The sequence below is a fragment of the Paenibacillus sp. AK002 genome, assembly GCF_053903045.1.
This window is the reverse complement of the sequence record NZ_CP096377.1, coordinates 5,765,496-5,781,962: the sequence shown is the minus strand read 5'-3', so window position 1 is coordinate 5,781,962 and position 16,467 is coordinate 5,765,496. Positions and strand designations below refer to the sequence as shown.

Annotated in this window: 16 protein-coding genes and 5 tRNA genes; 18 read left to right on the top strand and 3 right to left on the bottom strand. The window is 50.5% G+C overall.

Features of this window, described 5'->3' with window-relative positions:
- Nucleotides 1-118: 118 nt before the first annotated feature.
- The 7 genes from M1D70_RS25835 to M1D70_RS25805 all read left to right on the top strand — a co-directional run bounded on the left by M1D70_RS25835 (nt 119) and on the right by M1D70_RS25805 (nt 8,347).
- Nucleotides 119-619 carry a winged helix-turn-helix domain-containing protein gene (locus M1D70_RS25835; protein WP_009594455.1) on the top strand — a complete coding sequence of 167 codons (501 nt, stop codon included), beginning with the start codon at nt 119-121 and terminating at the stop codon, nt 617-619.
- A 62-nt stretch (nt 620-681) separates the two neighbouring features.
- Nucleotides 682-2,010: an MFS transporter gene (locus tag M1D70_RS25830; protein ID WP_456288330.1), complete on the top strand. Its 1,329-nt coding sequence runs from the start codon at nt 682-684 to the stop codon at nt 2,008-2,010.
- A 262-nt stretch (nt 2,011-2,272) separates the two neighbouring features.
- Nucleotides 2,273-3,385 (top strand): outer membrane lipoprotein-sorting protein, encoded by a 1,113-nt coding sequence (locus tag M1D70_RS25825; RefSeq protein ID WP_009594425.1) that lies wholly within the window; start codon nt 2,273-2,275, stop codon nt 3,383-3,385.
- A gap of 272 nt (nt 3,386-3,657) precedes the next feature.
- Nucleotides 3,658-4,845 (top strand): alanine racemase, encoded by a 1,188-nt coding sequence (gene alr, locus M1D70_RS25820; protein ID WP_009594420.1) that lies wholly within the window; start codon nt 3,658-3,660, stop codon nt 4,843-4,845.
- Nucleotides 4,846-5,072: 227 nt separating this feature from the next.
- Nucleotides 5,073-5,354, top strand: a complete 282-nt coding sequence (locus tag M1D70_RS25815) for a CopG family ribbon-helix-helix protein (protein ID WP_028406492.1) — start codon at nt 5,073-5,075, stop codon at nt 5,352-5,354.
- A gap of 3 nt (nt 5,355-5,357) precedes the next feature.
- The gene (locus M1D70_RS25810) at nt 5,358-5,708 is read left to right on the top strand and encodes a type II toxin-antitoxin system PemK/MazF family toxin (protein ID WP_006212388.1); all 351 of its coding nucleotides are present in this window, start codon (nt 5,358-5,360) and stop codon (nt 5,706-5,708) included.
- A gap of 422 nt (nt 5,709-6,130) precedes the next feature.
- Entirely contained in the window at nt 6,131-8,347 is a 2,217-nt protein-coding gene (locus M1D70_RS25805) for a Tex family protein (RefSeq protein WP_050802852.1), read from the top strand.
- 190 nt (nt 8,348-8,537) lie between these two features.
- Here the strand turns inward: M1D70_RS25805 and M1D70_RS25800 are convergent, their stop codons facing one another.
- A complete protein-coding gene (locus M1D70_RS25800; protein ID WP_456288329.1) occupies nt 8,538-9,098 on the bottom strand; it encodes a CGNR zinc finger domain-containing protein in 561 nt (186 codons plus the stop codon).
- Nucleotides 9,099-9,242: 144 nt separating this feature from the next.
- Here M1D70_RS25800 and M1D70_RS25795 point away from each other — a divergent pair, with 144 nt between their 5' ends.
- The gene (locus M1D70_RS25795; protein ID WP_456288328.1) at nt 9,243-9,713 is read left to right on the top strand and encodes a DinB family protein; all 471 of its coding nucleotides are present in this window, start codon (nt 9,243-9,245) and stop codon (nt 9,711-9,713) included.
- A gap of 97 nt (nt 9,714-9,810) precedes the next feature.
- On the opposite strand, the gene cmpA is transcribed toward M1D70_RS25795, so the two are convergent.
- Nucleotides 9,811-9,942, bottom strand: a complete 132-nt coding sequence (cmpA, locus tag M1D70_RS25790; protein WP_015737250.1) for a cortex morphogenetic protein CmpA — start codon at nt 9,940-9,942, stop codon at nt 9,811-9,813.
- 80 nt (nt 9,943-10,022) lie between these two features.
- Nucleotides 10,023-10,373 carry a hypothetical protein gene (locus M1D70_RS25785; RefSeq protein ID WP_009594449.1) on the bottom strand — a complete coding sequence of 117 codons (351 nt, stop codon included), beginning with the start codon at nt 10,371-10,373 and terminating at the stop codon, nt 10,023-10,025.
- Between the two features lie 116 nt (nt 10,374-10,489).
- Between M1D70_RS25785 and M1D70_RS25780 the strand changes: the two genes are divergently transcribed.
- The 10 genes from M1D70_RS25780 (at nt 10,490) to M1D70_RS25735 (ending at nt 16,454) form a co-directional block, all read left to right on the top strand.
- Entirely contained in the window at nt 10,490-10,978 is a 489-nt protein-coding gene (locus M1D70_RS25780) for a SprT family protein (protein ID WP_175320799.1), read from the top strand.
- A gap of 26 nt (nt 10,979-11,004) precedes the next feature.
- Nucleotides 11,005-11,080, top strand: a tRNA-Asn gene (locus M1D70_RS25775).
- A gap of 3 nt (nt 11,081-11,083) precedes the next feature.
- Nucleotides 11,084-11,172, top strand: a tRNA-Ser gene (locus tag M1D70_RS25770).
- A gap of 331 nt (nt 11,173-11,503) precedes the next feature.
- Nucleotides 11,504-12,199: a Type 1 glutamine amidotransferase-like domain-containing protein gene (locus M1D70_RS25765; protein WP_456288327.1), complete on the top strand. Its 696-nt coding sequence runs from the start codon at nt 11,504-11,506 to the stop codon at nt 12,197-12,199.
- A 116-nt stretch (nt 12,200-12,315) separates the two neighbouring features.
- Nucleotides 12,316-12,390: transfer RNA gene (locus M1D70_RS25760), tRNA-Glu, on the top strand.
- 144 nt (nt 12,391-12,534) lie between these two features.
- Nucleotides 12,535-12,610 (top strand) — tRNA-Lys (locus M1D70_RS25755).
- Between the two features lie 38 nt (nt 12,611-12,648).
- Nucleotides 12,649-12,731, top strand: a tRNA-Leu gene (locus M1D70_RS25750).
- Between the two features lie 201 nt (nt 12,732-12,932).
- The gene (locus M1D70_RS25745) at nt 12,933-13,397 is read left to right on the top strand and encodes a KGG domain-containing protein (RefSeq protein WP_009594406.1); all 465 of its coding nucleotides are present in this window, start codon (nt 12,933-12,935) and stop codon (nt 13,395-13,397) included.
- 273 nt (nt 13,398-13,670) lie between these two features.
- Complete coding sequence (locus M1D70_RS25740; protein WP_456288326.1) at nt 13,671-15,320, top strand: AraC family transcriptional regulator; 1,650 nt, start codon at nt 13,671-13,673, stop codon at nt 15,318-15,320.
- Nucleotides 15,321-15,437: 117 nt separating this feature from the next.
- Entirely contained in the window at nt 15,438-16,454 is a 1,017-nt protein-coding gene (locus M1D70_RS25735; protein ID WP_009594408.1) for an ABC transporter substrate-binding protein, read from the top strand.
- The last annotated feature ends 13 nt before the right edge of the window (nt 16,455-16,467 follow it).

Below are 16,467 nucleotides of genomic sequence, written 5' to 3'. Positions count from 1 at the left end.
TTATTATTGTGACATACCGATCTGGAAAATTAGATTGATAAACTAAAATAGATCAAACGAAAATAATCGTATGAATAACAAGTTTAGAATGAATAATTCAATTAGAATGGAGAGCTGCATGATGGATCAAGATCAAAATCAAAGCATCGAAATATCGGTGGAACAAGCGAAGCTGCTCGGCAGCGCCCAGCGGGTGAAAATTCTCGGAACCATGCTGGATACGGCCAAAACCTCCAAGCAAGTCGCGGATGAATTGGGAGATTCGCCGGGAAGCATCCATTATCATATCCAGAAGTTATATGACGGCGGGCTGATAGATTTGGTGGAGACCCGAACGGTCGGCGGCATCGTTGAGAAATATTATAAATCCAAAGCGAAGTGGTTTAACACCAAGGGAACGCAAACGATGGACCCGGTTCTTGCCGAAGATTATGACGCGGCGACCCGAACCCGAATTAGCTTGAGGCTGCAGCTGAATGCCGACCAATATGAAGAGATGACAAAGGAATTCAAGGAACTGCTCGAAAAATGGGTGAATAAGACCATCGCGACCAAAGGGGAAGACAGCAAGGAGTATGCCGTTGGGATCAACGTGGTTTCGACGGAAACGTCCAAATAGGAAGGGGCTTCACAGCCTCTTCTCCTAAACGATAAAATTTTATAATAAGGGAGTGTTTCTCTGTGGAGATTTTAAAGAATCGCAATTTTCTGCTGTTGTTCATTGGCCGAATCCTTACGAATATCGGTGACAGCCTGTATGCCGTGGCGGCCATGTGGCTGGTATACGATCTGGGAGGTTCGACGCTGTATACAGGACTTGCCGGCCTCCTCTCGATTCTCCCCCGGATCATTCAATTGTTGTCCGGCCCGATGATCGACCGCGTTCCCATCCGAGGGCTTCTGGTGTACACCCAGTTCATTCAAGCGCTCCTTCTGTTGATCGTTCCGCTTGCATTTTATTTCGACTTTCTGACGGTCGGCCTTGTACTGGCGATTACGCCGATTCTATCGACGCTGAATATGTGGGTATATCCGGCTCAAATGTCGGCCCTTCCTAAAATTCTCGAAAAGAAGCAGCTGACGCAAGGCAACTCGCTGTTCTCCCTGGCTTACCAAGGCATCGATGTCGCTTGCAATGCCATATCCGGCGTATTGATTGTCGTGCTGGGCGCCGTATCCCTTTACTTATGGAATTCCATTGGATTTTTCATCGGAGCTTTGTTATTTGCGCAATTGAAAATCAAGAAGTCCATTAAGACTTCTGATAACAACGATAATAGAACAACTGCGAAAGCAGCCGTAACTTCAAAAACGATGCAAAAGGCTCTCAGCGATTATTGGGCCGACATGAAAGAAGGTCTGCGCTACATCCTGGCAACCCCGCTCGCACGGGTACAGATGGGGATTATCGTCATCAATGCCGCAGGCGGCGCTACCTTCACGGTGATGCCTGCGTTCGCCGACAGCCTCGGCGGAGCCGGCGTGTACGGGATCTTGCTCATGGCCCAGGCTTGCGGAAGTTTGTTGGGAGCGATCCTGGCTCCGTATTTGAAGCTGGAGCGCCTGCCGCTTGGATATCTTTTTGCCGGAGCGTTTTGTTTATCGGGTGCTGCCTGGTGCCTCAGCGTGTTCACCCCTTGGACTTGGCTTGTCGTTCTGGTGTACGGCCTGGCATGGTTTCCCGGAGGCATTACGAACGTCATCATCAATTCGGTCATTCAGAAGGCGATACCCGAGAAAAGATTGGGCACGGTGTTCGCAGCAGCAAGCGGACTCAGCGGAATTGCCATGCCGCTGGGCAGCCTGATTGGAGGTGCCCTTGGCGTGGTTGCGGCAAGCTCCTCCGTTATCGCGGGATGCGGAATCGCCGTGTTCTGCGTAGGGATCTTCTGGGTCTTCGACTCGACCACCCGCAGCCTTCCGGCACCTGACCAAGTGGATGAGGAATGGTTCGCGCCTTATACGAATGCAGCGCCTGAGAAGTCCGTTTCGTTGCATGCCGCCAATTAAGATGGCTTACGTGAATAAGGTTGATGCTTGCAGAAGTCTAAGTCTCGGATAGGGAAACCCATGCTGCAATTTCAAAACGAGCCCCGGATGAATCCGCGATCGAATGGATTCCTCCTGGCTCGTTTTTTACGATGTGAGCGATCTTAAGCCCATGCCGCAGTCCGCTGTAATCCTGCTTGTCAGGCTAGTCTGCATAATGTGACCAAGTCCCTCATAGACATGTATCAATCAAGTCAAAACAAGTGTTGAAGGGGATGATGACATGCGCCGGATTTCATGGGTGCTGCTCGCGGTAGTATTATGCTTAACTACAATACTGGCGGGATGCGGGAAGAAAAATGCAGACAGCGTTGTGAAGGATCTGGGTAAGGTGGCTGATAAGCTGGAAAGTGCCAAGGGCGCTTACCAGGGAGCGGGCGTTATGACCATACATACCGGTTCGGCGCCGCAGGAGTATCAGGTTGAGGTATGGTACCAATCTCCATCTTACTATCGGATCAGCTTAACCAACGGGCAAAAGGATATTACGCAAATCGTGCTTCGCAACGATGACGGCGTGTTCGTACTGACGCCAAGCTTAAATAAGAGCTTCCGCTTCAAGAGCGACTGGCCGGATAATCAGGGGCAGGTATATCTGTATCAAACGCTGCTTAGCAGCATTCTGAGCGACAATACGCGCCAGTTTGCCGAGGACCAGGACAGCTACGTGTTTGATGTTGCCGCCAACTACCACAGTCATTCCTTGATTCGTCAAAAGATCTGGCTCGCCAAGGACAACTACACGCCGAAACAGGTACAAGTATCGGATTCGGAAGCCAATGTCGTCGTTGAAGTGAAGTTCAATACCTTTACATTCGATACGAACCTGACCAAGGATTCGTTTGATACCAACAAGAATCTGAGTGCCATGAACGATGCGAAGGGGACGATTGCGGAAGTGGACGAGAACGGGGTACCAGTTGCTTCCACTACGGATGGGAACGGCGCTCAGGGAACCGAGGGCCTGACGGAAACGGCTGCCGGCGGCGACATGGGATCCTTCGGCATCATTTATCCGGAATATGTGCCTGCAGGGGTTACCAACAAGGACACCATGGAAGTTCCGGAGAGCAAGGACCATGCGGTTATTCTGAAGTACGACGGCGTATACCAATACACGATCATGGAATCCAGACCGTCGGATCGTGCGGTTTCACTCGTTCCGGGCGAAGCGGTTTATATTGATTTCACGACGGTCGGCCTGCTCACCGGCGATCAGCAAAGAACGCTGACTTGGAGTTCGGAAGGCGTGGAATACCGGATCACGAGCGCTAATCTGCCAGTCGAAGAAATGAAGAAAGTCGCTGCTTCCATGCAGGGAGAATCGGGTAAATAATACGAAGTAGGCGGATACCAAGCATTGAAGGAGGGCAGTCTTCCGACAATGAGGCCATTCGCCTATTTTCTCCAAATAAAGGAATTTGGGCAGGGGACTTCATCGATATTTTGCAGATATTCCGACGTTTCACCAAGTTTCGCCGTCCGGATGGAACCACGAGCTCCATAAATAAGCAGTTTGTCTCAATTGACAGTTGCTCCCGGGAACATTACCATTAATCTATTGTAAAGCATAATGCTTTTTTCAAAATGGTAAGAAGGTGACTGGAATTGCAAGCGATATATCGACCTACCCTGGCGGAAATCAACCTGGACCATCTGCGCGCCAACTATAACGCTTTTCGTGAGGCGCTGCCGGATCACATGAAATTGCTTGCTTGTGTGAAGGCGAACGCTTATGGTCACGGAGCCGTAGAAGTGGCACGCGAACTTCAGCAACTGGGTGCGGCATACTTAAGCGTGGCTTTCCTTGATGAAGCGCTTGAGCTTCGGCAAGGCGGCATCTCTGTCCCGATCCTGGTGCTCGGTTATACCCCACCGGAGGCTGTAGAGATCGCTTACGAGTATGATGTAACCATAACCCTGTTCAGTTCGGAAGTGCTCCAAGCGATAAAGGCACTGCCGGTCAAGCCGGAGAAGCCGCTTAAGGTACACATCAAGATTGACAGCGGAATGGGTCGTTTGGGCCTGCTTCCCGGCGAAGATGCGATTTCTTTTATAGAAGAAGCGTTTTCGCTGCCGCAGGTTGTGGTCGAAGGTATGTTTACCCATTTTGCAAGAGCGGATGAAGAGAACAAAGACTATACGTTGGGACAGTATCGCCGTTTCCAGGGCGTTGCGGACGCTCTTCGGGATAAGGATTACCATATCCCGATCATACATACGGGCAACAGCGCTGCTGCGATCGATACACCTGAACTATCCTATAATATGGTTCGTGTCGGCATCGGCTTGTACGGACTATATCCTTCGGACGAGGTGAATCGAAAGACAGTAAGCCTCCGCCCTGTCATGACGCTAAAGACAAAGCTTGTCTACGTCAAAAATTTACCTCCGCATTCCGGCATCAGCTATGGGACGAAGTATGTAACGGAGCAGGAAGAACGAATTGGAACCCTTCCCATCGGTTATGCCGATGGCTTCTCTCGTATGCTGAGCGGTAAAGCGGAAGTGCTGATACGCGGCCGCCGCGTCCCTGTAGTCGGAAATATCTGTATGGACCAATGTATGGTATCGCTCAAATCTTTCGCCGAGGAGGCGGAACAAATCAAAGCTGGTGAAGAGGTTGTACTCATCGGCCAGCAATCTGGCGAATGTATTACGGCAGATGAGCTGGCAGCCAAGCTGGGGACGATCCACTATGAGGTCGTCTGCATGATTGCCCACCGGGTACCGCGTCTTTATATACGCGATGATATACCGGTAAAGACCGTAAACGCGCTCTGGAACAACCTTTAAAAAAAGCATGTCGCCATAAGTTATTTATTCAGGAAAGAAGGAATACGTACAGATCTTCCCGAATTAGGAATATGTCGTTTAAGTCTGTACGAAAGTGTCGATTGTAGTTTATAATGATATGCAGCATACTTGATATACCTTCGGCATATATATTCTTTTGTATAATTTTCCTTGAATAATGTAATACTGGTGCACAGGGCGAGAAGGTTGTGGGGGTGTAATAGAAGGTGGCCAATATGCAGAACACCAAACGAATCATGATCAGTTTACCGGATCATCTTTTGCAGGAAGTGGACGGGATCGCTCAGCTGGAAAATTCCAACCGCAGTGAGCTTATTAGGCAGGCCATGAAGTTGTACCTGAATGAACGGAAGAAACGTTACATTCGTGAATCCATGCAGCGGGGTTATATGGAAATGGCCAAAATTAACCTGACCATGGCTTCTGAGGCGTTTCACGCGGAGGAAGATGCAGACAACACTCTAGACCGCTTAGTAAGCGGGGTGTAGACAGTGATCGTTAAACGGGGCGACGTATTTTTTGCGGATTTATCACCTGTTGTCGGTTCTGAGCAAGGCGGCGTGAGACCGGTCCTTGTCATTCAGAACGATATCGGCAACCGGTTTAGTCCGACTGTGATTGTTGCAGCCATTACGGCACAGATTCAAAAAGCCAAGCTGCCGACTCACGTCGAAATCGACGCGGCGTCGCATGGATTTGACCGGGATTCCGTCATTTTGCTAGAGCAGATCCGGACGATTGATAAGCAGCGGCTAACCGACAAAATCACCCATCTTGATGATGAAATGATGAGCAAGGTGGATGATTCCCTGCAAATAAGTCTGGGCTTGATTGATTTTTGATTCAATCCAAGCGTTGCATGTTCCACATAGAACGGTTACGGCCAAAAAACCCTCAAGGAGTACTCCTTGAGGGTTTTTATGTGGCGGCGAGGCGCGTTTATCCCTTAGGGACGATCGATTACGCGTTTGTAGGTATGAGCACGTATGCCGTCGTGACTGCTGCTGCAATGAACAGAAGGCAGACAACAGACCAGGCAATCGCATGTTTGTCATTCATCGAAGGTGACCTCCCGATCGTAATGGGGTGTGGATATCCGGCAGCAGCATGTTCGTAGTAACAGAATATAAGCCGAAACTTAAAATCAGATGAAATTGACATTAAATGCAGCTTAAAGCCTTGCGAAGTGAGCGATGGAGTGGAAATACGCGCTTAAGTTTGGGATAATAGCAAATATAGTTTCATTGAAGAAAGAGGGATATCATTGTCTGAATTAGAAGCTGTTGTGGAAGTAAATGAAGAACAGATTCGCAAGGAAGAATCGAAACGGATCGTGAAGCAGATCGCGAAGGAGCTTCAATTGTCCGAGAAACAGGTGCGCACGACCGTTGAACTTCTGGATGAGGGCAATACCATACCGTTTATTGCGCGTTACCGTAAAGAAATGACAGGCGAACTGGATGAGAACCAATTGCGTGATATCGAAGAGCGGACAGGCTATTTGCGCAATTTGGAGGTCCGTAAGCGGGAAGTCATCCGCATCATAGAAGAGCAAGGCAAGCTAACGGAAGAGCTGAAAGCATCGATTACGGCGGCTGTGAAGCTGCAGGAGGTGGAAGATCTCTACCGTCCGTATAAGCAAAAACGCAAGACGCGGGCGAGCGTCGCCAAGGAAAAGGGACTCGAGCCGCTGTCGGAGTGGATATGGTCGCAGCCGAAGCAGGCCGATGCGATGGTGGAGGCTGCGAAATATATCGATGAGGAGAAAGGCGTGGCTTCGGCAGAAGAGGCCCTCCAAGGCGCGATGGATATATTGGCGGAGAACATTGCCGATGATGCAGCCGTTCGTTCCTGGGTACGCCGGTTCAGCCTGGACCATGGCATTTTGACGTCGGAGGCAAAGGATACCGAAGCGGAATCCGTGTACGAGAACTATTACAATTACCGGGAATTGGCGAAGAAAATGCCGCCGCATCGAATACTGGCCATTAACCGTGGCGAGCGCGAGAACATTTTGAAGGTGGGGCTGGAGGTTCCTTCCGAATCCATACACGGGTATATCGGGAAGCAGGTGCTTAAAGGGCCATCGGCCGTGACGGACATTCTGACGGCTGTGATCGAGGACTCCTACAAGCGTCTCATTGCCCCATCGATAGAGCGCGAGGTGCGCGGGGAGTTGACGGAAAAAGGGGAGAACCAGGCGATCTCCATCTTTGCGGGAAATCTGCGCAGCTTGCTGCTGCAGCCGCCGGTAAAGGGGCGCTGCGTGCTGGGCGTCGATCCGGCTTACCGTACCGGATGTAAGCTTGCTGTAGTTGATGACACGGGCAAGCTGCTTGAGGTAGCCGTCACGTATCCGACGCCGCCGGCCAACAAGAAGCGGGAGGCTGCCGCGAAGTTCAAGGAGCTGATTGCGAAATACGGAATCAAGCTCATTGTCATCGGGAACGGTACGGCATCCCGCGAAACGGAGCAATTCGTAGCGGAAGAAGTCATTGCGGAGCTCGCCGACCCTGAGCTTGCTTACCTCATCGTAAACGAAGCCGGGGCGAGCGTGTATTCGGCCTCGAAGCTGGCGCAGGAAGAATTCCCGGATCTGGATGTGGCCGAGCGCAGCGCGGCCTCCATTGCACGCCGCGTGCAGGATCCGCTGGCCGAGCTGGTGAAGATTGATCCGAAGTCGATCGGCGTGGGCCAATATCAGCATGACGTAACCCAGAAGCATTTGGAGGAAAGCTTGAAAGCGGTCGTGGAGTCCGCGGTGAACCATGTCGGGGTAGACGTGAATACGGCATCGCCATCGCTGCTCTCTTATGTGGCCGGCATCAATGCCACCATTGCGAAAAATATCGTGAAGTACCGGGAAGAGAACGGGAAGTTTGTCAGCCGGAAGCAGCTGCAGAAGGTTCCGCGTCTCGGCGCCAAGACCTATGAGCAGTGCGTGGGCTTCATGCGGATTTCGGAAGGCGAGAACATCCTGGATCGTACTCCGATTCACCCGGAATCCTATGCGGTGGTTGACCGTTTGTTCCAGGAGCTTCAGGTCGGCCTGGACAAGCTGGGAAGCAAGGAGCTGGCTGGGCTGCTGGATGCCCAGCAGCCGGAGAGCCTGGCCGTGAAGCTTGAGGTGGGCGTGCCGACGCTTCGCGATATTCTGGACAGCCTGCAGCGTCCGGGACGCGATCCGCGGGAGGAACTGCCGCTGCCGATTTTCCGCCAGGACGTGCTCAAGATCGAGGATCTAGTGCCGGGAATGGAGCTTCAGGGAACGGTACGCAATGTCATCGATTTCGGCGCCTTTGTCGATATCGGCATCAAGAGCGACGGCCTGGTGCATATCTCCCAGCTGAGCGATGGATTTGTTAAGCATCCGATGGATGTCGTCTCCGTAGGGGATAACGTGACCGTTTGGGTGCTGAATGTGGATTTGAAGAAGGGGCGCGTCGGCTTGACGATGCGCAAGCCGAAAGACCAAGGATAGAACTAAAATGAGCTAAAGAAGAGCCGTATTCTCCTTTTGGGAGAAACGGCTTTTTTTGGGGCTCTTTTTTTTCATCATTGGCTGGATCGACTGCGAATAAAGTTTATTCTGGAGGGAGGTTTTGTCATGACTCAGCTTTAGAAGCAGGACGTTTTTATCGTAAGTTTCGAGACACCAGTGATACGCACGCCTATTTCCCGGGCTCTGACTGCTGCTTTTTCTTCGCTCGAAAGCGTCTGACCTTCATCAGATTGCCGCACATTTTATCGTCGCAATAACGTTTGGAGCGGTTTCGCGTATCGTCGTAATACACCCAGAGGCAATCCGGATTGGTGCAGATGCGAAATCGCGACAGCTCGCCTTGCTCGATGGTTTGTGCAAAGGAGCCGGCGATCTCGGCAGCGGCTGCTTGCAGGCCTGGATTTTGCGGTATATAAGAAAGTGCCCCTTTTTGATCCTCATCGATCTTGAGCTGTCGAATGACCGGCCCTGTCGCCATCCAGCGGTTCAACTCCTCTACTTGCTGGTGGGAGGGAAGAGCACCCCCAACGATGCGCTGAACGCATGTTCGCAGGAAGGATCGAAGCTGCCGGAGAAGTTCCAGTTCATCCGAAGTCAGCGGAACGGCGATGTGGAGCTCATGCTCGCTAATAAATTCAGTGAGCCAATCCTCACGGGCGAGCCGGTCCTCGGATCGGCCGCTGCCTCTCCAGTCATGCCATTCGCTGTTTATAAAATCATCCCATAACATGAAGCTCATCCTTTCTTGTCTCATTATTGTAACAAGTAAATATTCATGTTGCTAGTTACTTGTAATGGAATCTGAAGTGTGTTAATTTTTATGTAACGCTCTATTTTATTTATGGTAGTTACAATCAAAGTGGAGGCGATGGACATGAACATGAAGGAATTGCTGCTGCAAAATTGGGATTATGCGATGGATCAGGAGGATTGGTATCCTCCGATTCTCCCCGCGCTGAAGGAGGTTACGCTTGAGCAGGCATTGTGGAAGCCGGAAGGGGAGGCGGCGAATTCCATCTGGGAGAACGTGCAGCATTTGCTGTATTACAAGCAGCGTCTGCTCGGAAGATTGGAAGGGAGACCGCTTCATAATGAAGGGATAGGAAACGACGAGACGTTTCTGATCCATGACACCAACGAGGAGGCCTGGGATACGGCCCGGAATCAGCTTCAGGAAGTTCATGCAACGTTAAGACAGAAGTTCGAGGCGATGACGGAAGCCGAGATCGAAGAATCGCCGCAGCGGATACTCAGCTTAATCATGCATGACGCATATCATACGGGGCAAATCGTTTTTATTCGGAAGCTTCAGGGCTCCTGGCCAGCTAGACGAAGCGAATTATAGGAGCGGATTCGACGGATGCAGTCCACCTATTACAATGCAAAAATAAGCCGGACAGAGCGTCCGGCTTATTGTCAACCTTATGGATCGATTGCAGGCCCTAGCGGGCATTCGAATTTTCTTCACCCGGGGAATTTCGGTAAAAGTACCAGCATTCGTTCAGCAGCTTGATCTGACGTCTGTCCTTCTTGCGGAAAGCGCGTGTCAACTGATTGCAGAGCCATTGCGGCAAGGGTATCTCCTCCTCTTGCTATTTCCATCTGTATGGATAGCATATGGGGAAAATGCCCAAAGCGTGCAGGTCTACCTCGATTATTGCGCTTCTTCCTCGTACCATTGCTCGAGCTGAGCTTGAAGGGCCCGAATTTCGGTAAGCAGCGAGATGAGCGGATATTCCTTTTCGTTCAGGGAAGCAAAGGCCTGCTCAAGCTCATTTATGTATTCAAGACCACCCTGAATGCTCAGCGATTCCTGCAGCAAATCCAAATGGTCGCATTCGGCTACGGCAAGAGGCAGCTGAGGTTTGCCTGCGGCGGTGAGTTTATCGATTTCCTTGTTCAGGCGTAAATTCAGGGCACTGAGCTGGTAAGCATAGTCACTGGGCATTTCGACAAAGAACAGCTCGTCCTGACCCTTTAAAATAACGTAGCGCATATTCGGCATGATTGCAGGTTCTCCCTCCATACTTTCTACTTGACAGTGTAGCCCAGAGAGAAGTTAAAATTCAAGTAGCATTTATCAGGGCAAAGGAAGGATCAGACATAGTGACAACGAACGAGATGAGTAATGAGGAGCTGCAGGCCTGGGTCGAGAAAATCTCGCTGGAGAGCTTTCGGGTTCCGTTCAGGCATCAGGCTACGTTTAACCGGCGATTGTCCTCGACCGGCGGCCGCTATTTCATGAAAAGCCATCATATCGAGATCAATCCGCATCAGCTGGCCACGCACGGCAGGGAAGAGGTGGAGAAGATCATCAAGCATGAGCTGTGCCATTATCATCTGCACATTGCGGGCAGGGGATATCGCCATCGCGATGCCGATTTCAAGAAACTGCTGCTGGCCGTTGGAGGAAGCCGTTTCTGCAAATCGTTGCCGAAGGGCAAGGCGGCGGGCCGACGTCAACCGGAACCGTACCGATACATGCTTCGCTGCGGCGATTGCGGGACTGAATACCTGCGTAAACGGAAGATGGATCCGGCCCGGTATCGGTGCGGAAAGTGCGGCGGGCGTCTTACGCTTCTGAAGCTTGACTCCCCTAAGAAGTCATGATAAATTATTAGTATTCAACTTCACGTTCCCTGATAGCTCAGTTGGTAGAGCACTCGACTGTTAATCGAGTTGTCACAGGTTCGAGTCCTGTTCGGGGAGCCATATGGAGAGATACCCAAGTGGCTATAAGGGGACCCTCTGCTAAGGGGTTAGACTGCGTAAGCGGTGCGAGGGTTCGAATCCCTCTCTCTCCGTTGAGCATTACATCGAAGAAAGCTCCCATCACCAAGTGATCGGGAGCTTTTTTTGCATAGGGATGAGAACCCTGATAGGGTTCGTCGGAGCTTAATCAGCGTTAGGGATACTTCGCAGTCTCGACCGGAGGGAGAGTATCCCTCTCTCTCCGTTGTATGACATCGAAGAAAGCTCCCATCACCAAGTGATCGGGAGTTTTTTTGCATAGGGATGAGAACCCTGGATAGGGTTCGTCGGAGCATAATCAGCGTTAGGATACTTCGCAGTCTCGACCGAAGGGAGAGTATCCCTCTCTCTTTCGCTTTAGCATGAATGGGGGAATAGAGCTCAATGAAACAGATTATTGCAATGGGTGGCGGCGGTTTTTCGATGGAACCTGATAATTTGCTGCTGGATCGCTATGTTTTGGCACAAGTATCGAAAGAAATGCCTGAAGTGTGTTTTGTTCCGACGGCAAGCGGGGATGCGGATGGGTATGTTGAACGTTTCTATCATGCTTTCCGGACACTGCCGTGTATTCCCAGTCATCTGTCGCTGTTCCAGCCGAACTTTGCCGATCTTCGGTCTTTTGTACTCGAGAAGGATATCATTTATGTTGGCGGGGGCAATACCCGGAATATGCTGGTCTTGTGGAAGGAATGGGGCCTGGATCAGATACTCAAAGAGGCGTATGAACAGGGTGTCATTTTAACCGGGTTAAGCGCTGGCTCCATTTGCTGGTTTGAGCAAGGGGTGACGGACCCGTTGAACGGGCCTTTATACAAGCTTGAGGGTTTGGGTATATTACAAGGCAGTCATTGTCCGCATTATGATGGAGAGAGCAAAAGAAGACCCGCCTATCACAAACTCGTGCTTCAAGGTGAAGCAAAAGCAGGATATGCTGCTGATGACGGGGTTGCATTGCATTTTATGGATGGACGGTTGCATCGAATCGTAAGCTCAAGGGAAAACGCACATGCATACCATGTGAAGCGTGAAGGAAATAGCGTTCAAGAAGGGAAGTTGACACCTGTTTTTTTAGGCTGATTTATGGGCCGAAAAAGCTAAATAAATAAATTTGAAAATTCGCGAAAAAAAAGCTTGCCAGCATTTTTAAATTTATGCTATACTCAATCTTGTCGTCACGGCGACGTGGTTAAAGTGGCCCGTTGGTCAAGGGGTTAAGACACCTCCCTTTCACGGAGGTAACAGGGGTTCGAATCCCCTACGGGTCACCACTTTCTATATAACTTCGGGATGAGAAACTCGTCGGTTCGTCGGAGCATAAACATCGTTAGGATAAACTTCGCAGTCTCGAACGAAGTGAGAGTATCCCCTACGGGTCACCACTTTCTATATGGCAGCCGCACGATTGTCATCGAGAGCCATTAGCTCAGTTGGTAGAGCACCTGACTTTTAATCAGGGTGTCGAAGGTTCGAGTCCTTCATGGCTCACCATTTTTACTTAGTACGAAAAGATTTGTCCCTTATATTATGCGGTAGTGGTGGAATGGCAGACACGCTATCTTGAGGGGGTAGTGGGTGTATACCCGTGGAGGTTCGAGTCCTCTCTACCGCATACCATGTTGAAGAAAAAGCTTCACGCATAGCGTGGAGCTTTTTTTATTTATATATCAGGATTTTCATAGAAATTATCCAGATTTTAGATATTTTTCATTGCGCGTTTATGCAAAACCGGTGTTTCATCTCTAGTCAAGAGGTTAATATCATATCGTGGACGAGCAACAACTTCCAAATACCTATTAAGGAGTGATTCAGAATGGCTAATAACAATAATGGAAAGATGAGCCGTGAAGAAGCAGGACGTTTAGGTGGAGAAGCTACAGCGAACAACCATGATAAAGAATTTTACCAAGAGATCGGACGGAAGGGCGGCGAAGCGACATCCCGCTCCCATGACAAAGAATTTTACCAGGAAATCGGCAAAAAGGGCGGAGACTCCACGTCAAACTCCCATGATAAGGAGTTTTATCAAGAGATCGGCCAGAAGGGCGGCGAAGCGACTTCCGACTCCCATGGCAGGGAGTTCTATGAGGAAATCGGCCGCAAAGGCGGCGAGGCTACCTCGGATTCCCATGGTCGCGAGTTCTACCAAGAAATTGGACAGCAGGGCGGCGAAGCCAGAAACAGCAGCGGCAGCAACGGGGATGGCAAGATGAGCCGTGAAGAAGCGGGCCGCAAAGGCGGCGAGGCTAGAGCCCGGCAGCGCCAACGGGGAAATTAATGAAAATTCAGCTGATGTGAGAAGAGACTCTCCTTGGAGGGGGCTGAAACTCTCTCATTCTAAAGATCCACCTTCAGGCACACTAGTAAATAGCAGCAGCCATGACTCCTTAAAGGGAGGCATGGCTGCTTTCTTTTTTTAGCCTGAGTATCATGGGGCATTATGGAAAAGACGAAGAACTTGCTGGACATTTGATACGGTGTATGATAATTATATGATAATGATAACCATTCTCATTTAAGGTTGGGGTCTGCAATGATGTTAAACCTATCCATGAATACCAGCAAGGAAGAGCTACGCGAATGCAGCGGGTTCATGGCCCGTTTATGGAATATGGACATTGTTCATGGGCAAGGGATGTCCTTGGAACAACAGTTGGCCGTGCAGCCGGCCTTGATCGTCCCGCTTAGTGGAGAGACCTGTTTGCAGCAGGCAGAGCAAGTGACACGCATGAATAAGGGGTGCGTTTATTTTTGCGCGGCTGGATCTACTTTCGGTATTACGAGCGGCGAGTACTGGAGTTCCGAGGAACAGGAACAGACAGCGGTTGCGATCCTTCATTTTGGCTTCTATGAAGGGATGTCGGGCTGCGGTCGGTTGCATGAAGTGGACGGCTCCGCATTCATGCCCTATGATGGCATCTTTGTCATCAGCTCTCCGGACCGCTTGAATCTCGTCTGCCGGGCGATGTATAAGGATTTTCACAGCAAGGAGCCCATGAAGCAGTGGAGGGCTCAGCTGGATTTTCAAGAGCTGCTGTACACGATGATGGCCGAATGCAGCCCATATGCCAAGAATGATAAACGGCAAGCGCTGGAGCGGGTGAAGGAGTATATCGAGGAGCATTACGATGAAGATTTAACGATCGAGCAGCTGGCGAATCTCTCCGAGCTGAGCCCCAAGTATTTTGTAGAGGTATATAAGAAGACCTATGGGCACAGCGCAATGGATTATTTGGCGAGCGTCCGTTTGAACAAGGCCAAACAATTGATGCTGGGTTCGGATTCCTTGCTGCGTGAGGTTGCCCATATGGTGGGGTATAAGGATGAATTTTATTTCAGCCGCAAGTTTAAGAAAGCTTTTGGGATCTCGCCCTCCGCCTATATGAAGACAAGGAAAAATAAACTGGCGATGTATGGCTCAACGAGCCTATTGGGTTACGCCATGCCGCTGGATTTCACGCCGTATGCGGCTCCGCTTCATCCGAAGTGGTCACAGCATTACTATAACAATCTCGGCCCGGATATTCCGGTCCATCTGGATGCATACCGCCAGAACCATAACAAATATGCGAATCTGGAAAAGCTGGCTACGGCACGTCCGGAGCTCATCGTGTGCGCGCAGGGGGTCGAGGAGTGGGAGAAGGAGCAGCTTCGGCAGATCGCCCCTCTCTATGAAATGCCGGGAGAGCAGGAAGGATGGCGGTTCAATCTGCTCAGTCTCGCCAAAATGCTGGACAAGCTGCCTGAAGCAGAGCAGTGGATTGAAGCGTTTCATCACAAGATATCGGCTTACCGGGAGAAGCTCCCCTCTAGCAATAGGGAAGCCCGCACGCTTTTGACCGCGCGCCTGCATCAGGATGAACTTCGGGCATACAGCCATCCGGGCATGAAGGAAATACTATTCGATGATTTCGGTTTTCAGCCGGCCCTGCCTATGGATCAGCAGAATGAGGGGTGTTTAACGATGGAGCAGATCAGGGATAGCCGTGCAAACCATCTGCTTCTTCTGATCCGTCAAGATTCCGAAACGCTTGCCTATTGGAGAAGACTGCAGGCGACGCCGGAGTGGATGACCATCTCCGCGGTGAGGGAGGGAACGTTCCATCAATTATCCTCATATCCTTGGCGTGAGTATTCGCCCATTGCAATGGAGCAGATGGCGGAGGAGGCCTTCCGGTTGTTTTCCGGAAAATGTCCATGAGGAATCCGGTTATTTGTCCATGGTGCATAGAGAGCAAATCCGATAGTATGATCAATAATGATAATCATTATCAATTATTAAATGATCATGGATCATGGAAGGGGTAACTGGAGAGAGATGAAACGGATGAAAATGGTCTTGGGGTTATTGCTGGTATTTGCTTTGGTACTATCTGCTTGCGGCGGAGGTAACGAGGCTAAAGATACAGACGGAGCAAGCACGAGTAATGCAGGAAGCACGAACACCGCTGAGGAGAATAAAGCCTCGAACGAAGAAACACCCGCTGCGGGCGAAACCAAAGTTGTGAAATATCTTGATCAGGAATACACGCTTCCTGCCAAAACGGAGCGGATCGTTATCACGGGTGCCGTCGAAGCCATGGAGGACTCTATTGTACTGGAAGTGAATCCGGTCGGAGCGATCAGCTTCTCGGGCTCTTTCCCTCCATTGTTTGAGTCGATTACGAAGGATGCCCAGTCGGTAGGCGAGAAAACGGAGCCGAATTTCGAAACGATCCTCTCGCTGAAACCGGACGTGATTTTGGGATCTTCCAAGTTCAAGCCGGAGGTCGTGGAACAATTGAATAAAATTGCCCCGACGATACCTTATTCTCATGTATCCACCAACTGGGAGAGCAATTTGAGATTGCTGGGCGAGTTGAGCGGCAAGCAGGAACAGGCTGAGCAAGAGATCGCTAAATATAAAGAGGATCTGGAAGCCGCAAAGGCAACCATCGGAGACGGCCTGAAGGACAAGAAGGTTTTGGCGCTACGGGTTCGTGCGGGGGAGATGTACATTTACCCGGCTGGGGTATTCTTTAATCCGGTATTGTACGAGGATCTGGGAATCGCCGTACCGGCTGAGGTAGAAGCCGCGCAAGCGCAGGAGCTGGTCTCCAAAGAGAAAATGGCTGAGATGAATCCGGATTACGTGTTTGTCCAGTTCTCTCCGGACGAGAACAAGGATACGCCGAACGCACTGGAAGAGCTGCAGAATGATCCTATCATGAAAAACCTGAACGCGTTCAAGAACGGAACGGCTTTTGTCAACGTGGTTGACCCGCTTGCTCAAGGCGGTACCGCGTACAGTAAAATCGAGTTTCTGAAAGCTGCCGTCGAAAATCTTACGAAGTAATATCAAACATTTC

Coding starts and splice junctions, on each gene's coding strand:
- M1D70_RS25800 (WP_456288329.1), bottom strand. CDS start 9,098: ATGTTATGGGATGATTTTATAAACAGCGAATGGCATGACTGGAGAGGC.
- M1D70_RS25825 (WP_009594425.1), top strand. CDS start 2,273: ATGCGCCGGATTTCATGGGTGCTGCTCGCGGTAGTATTATGCTTAACT.
- M1D70_RS25745 (WP_009594406.1), top strand. CDS start 12,933: ATGGCTAATAACAATAATGGAAAGATGAGCCGTGAAGAAGCAGGACGT.
- M1D70_RS25780 (WP_175320799.1), top strand. CDS start 10,490: ATGAGTAATGAGGAGCTGCAGGCCTGGGTCGAGAAAATCTCGCTGGAG.
- M1D70_RS25785 (WP_009594449.1), bottom strand. CDS start 10,373: ATGCCGAATATGCGCTACGTTATTTTAAAGGGTCAGGACGAGCTGTTC.
- M1D70_RS25735 (WP_009594408.1), top strand. CDS start 15,438: ATGAAACGGATGAAAATGGTCTTGGGGTTATTGCTGGTATTTGCTTTG.
- M1D70_RS25835 (WP_009594455.1), top strand. CDS start 119: ATGATGGATCAAGATCAAAATCAAAGCATCGAAATATCGGTGGAACAA.
- M1D70_RS25765 (WP_456288327.1), top strand. CDS start 11,504: ATGAAACAGATTATTGCAATGGGTGGCGGCGGTTTTTCGATGGAACCT.
- M1D70_RS25795 (WP_456288328.1), top strand. CDS start 9,243: ATGAACATGAAGGAATTGCTGCTGCAAAATTGGGATTATGCGATGGAT.
- M1D70_RS25740 (WP_456288326.1), top strand. CDS start 13,671: ATGAATACCAGCAAGGAAGAGCTACGCGAATGCAGCGGGTTCATGGCC.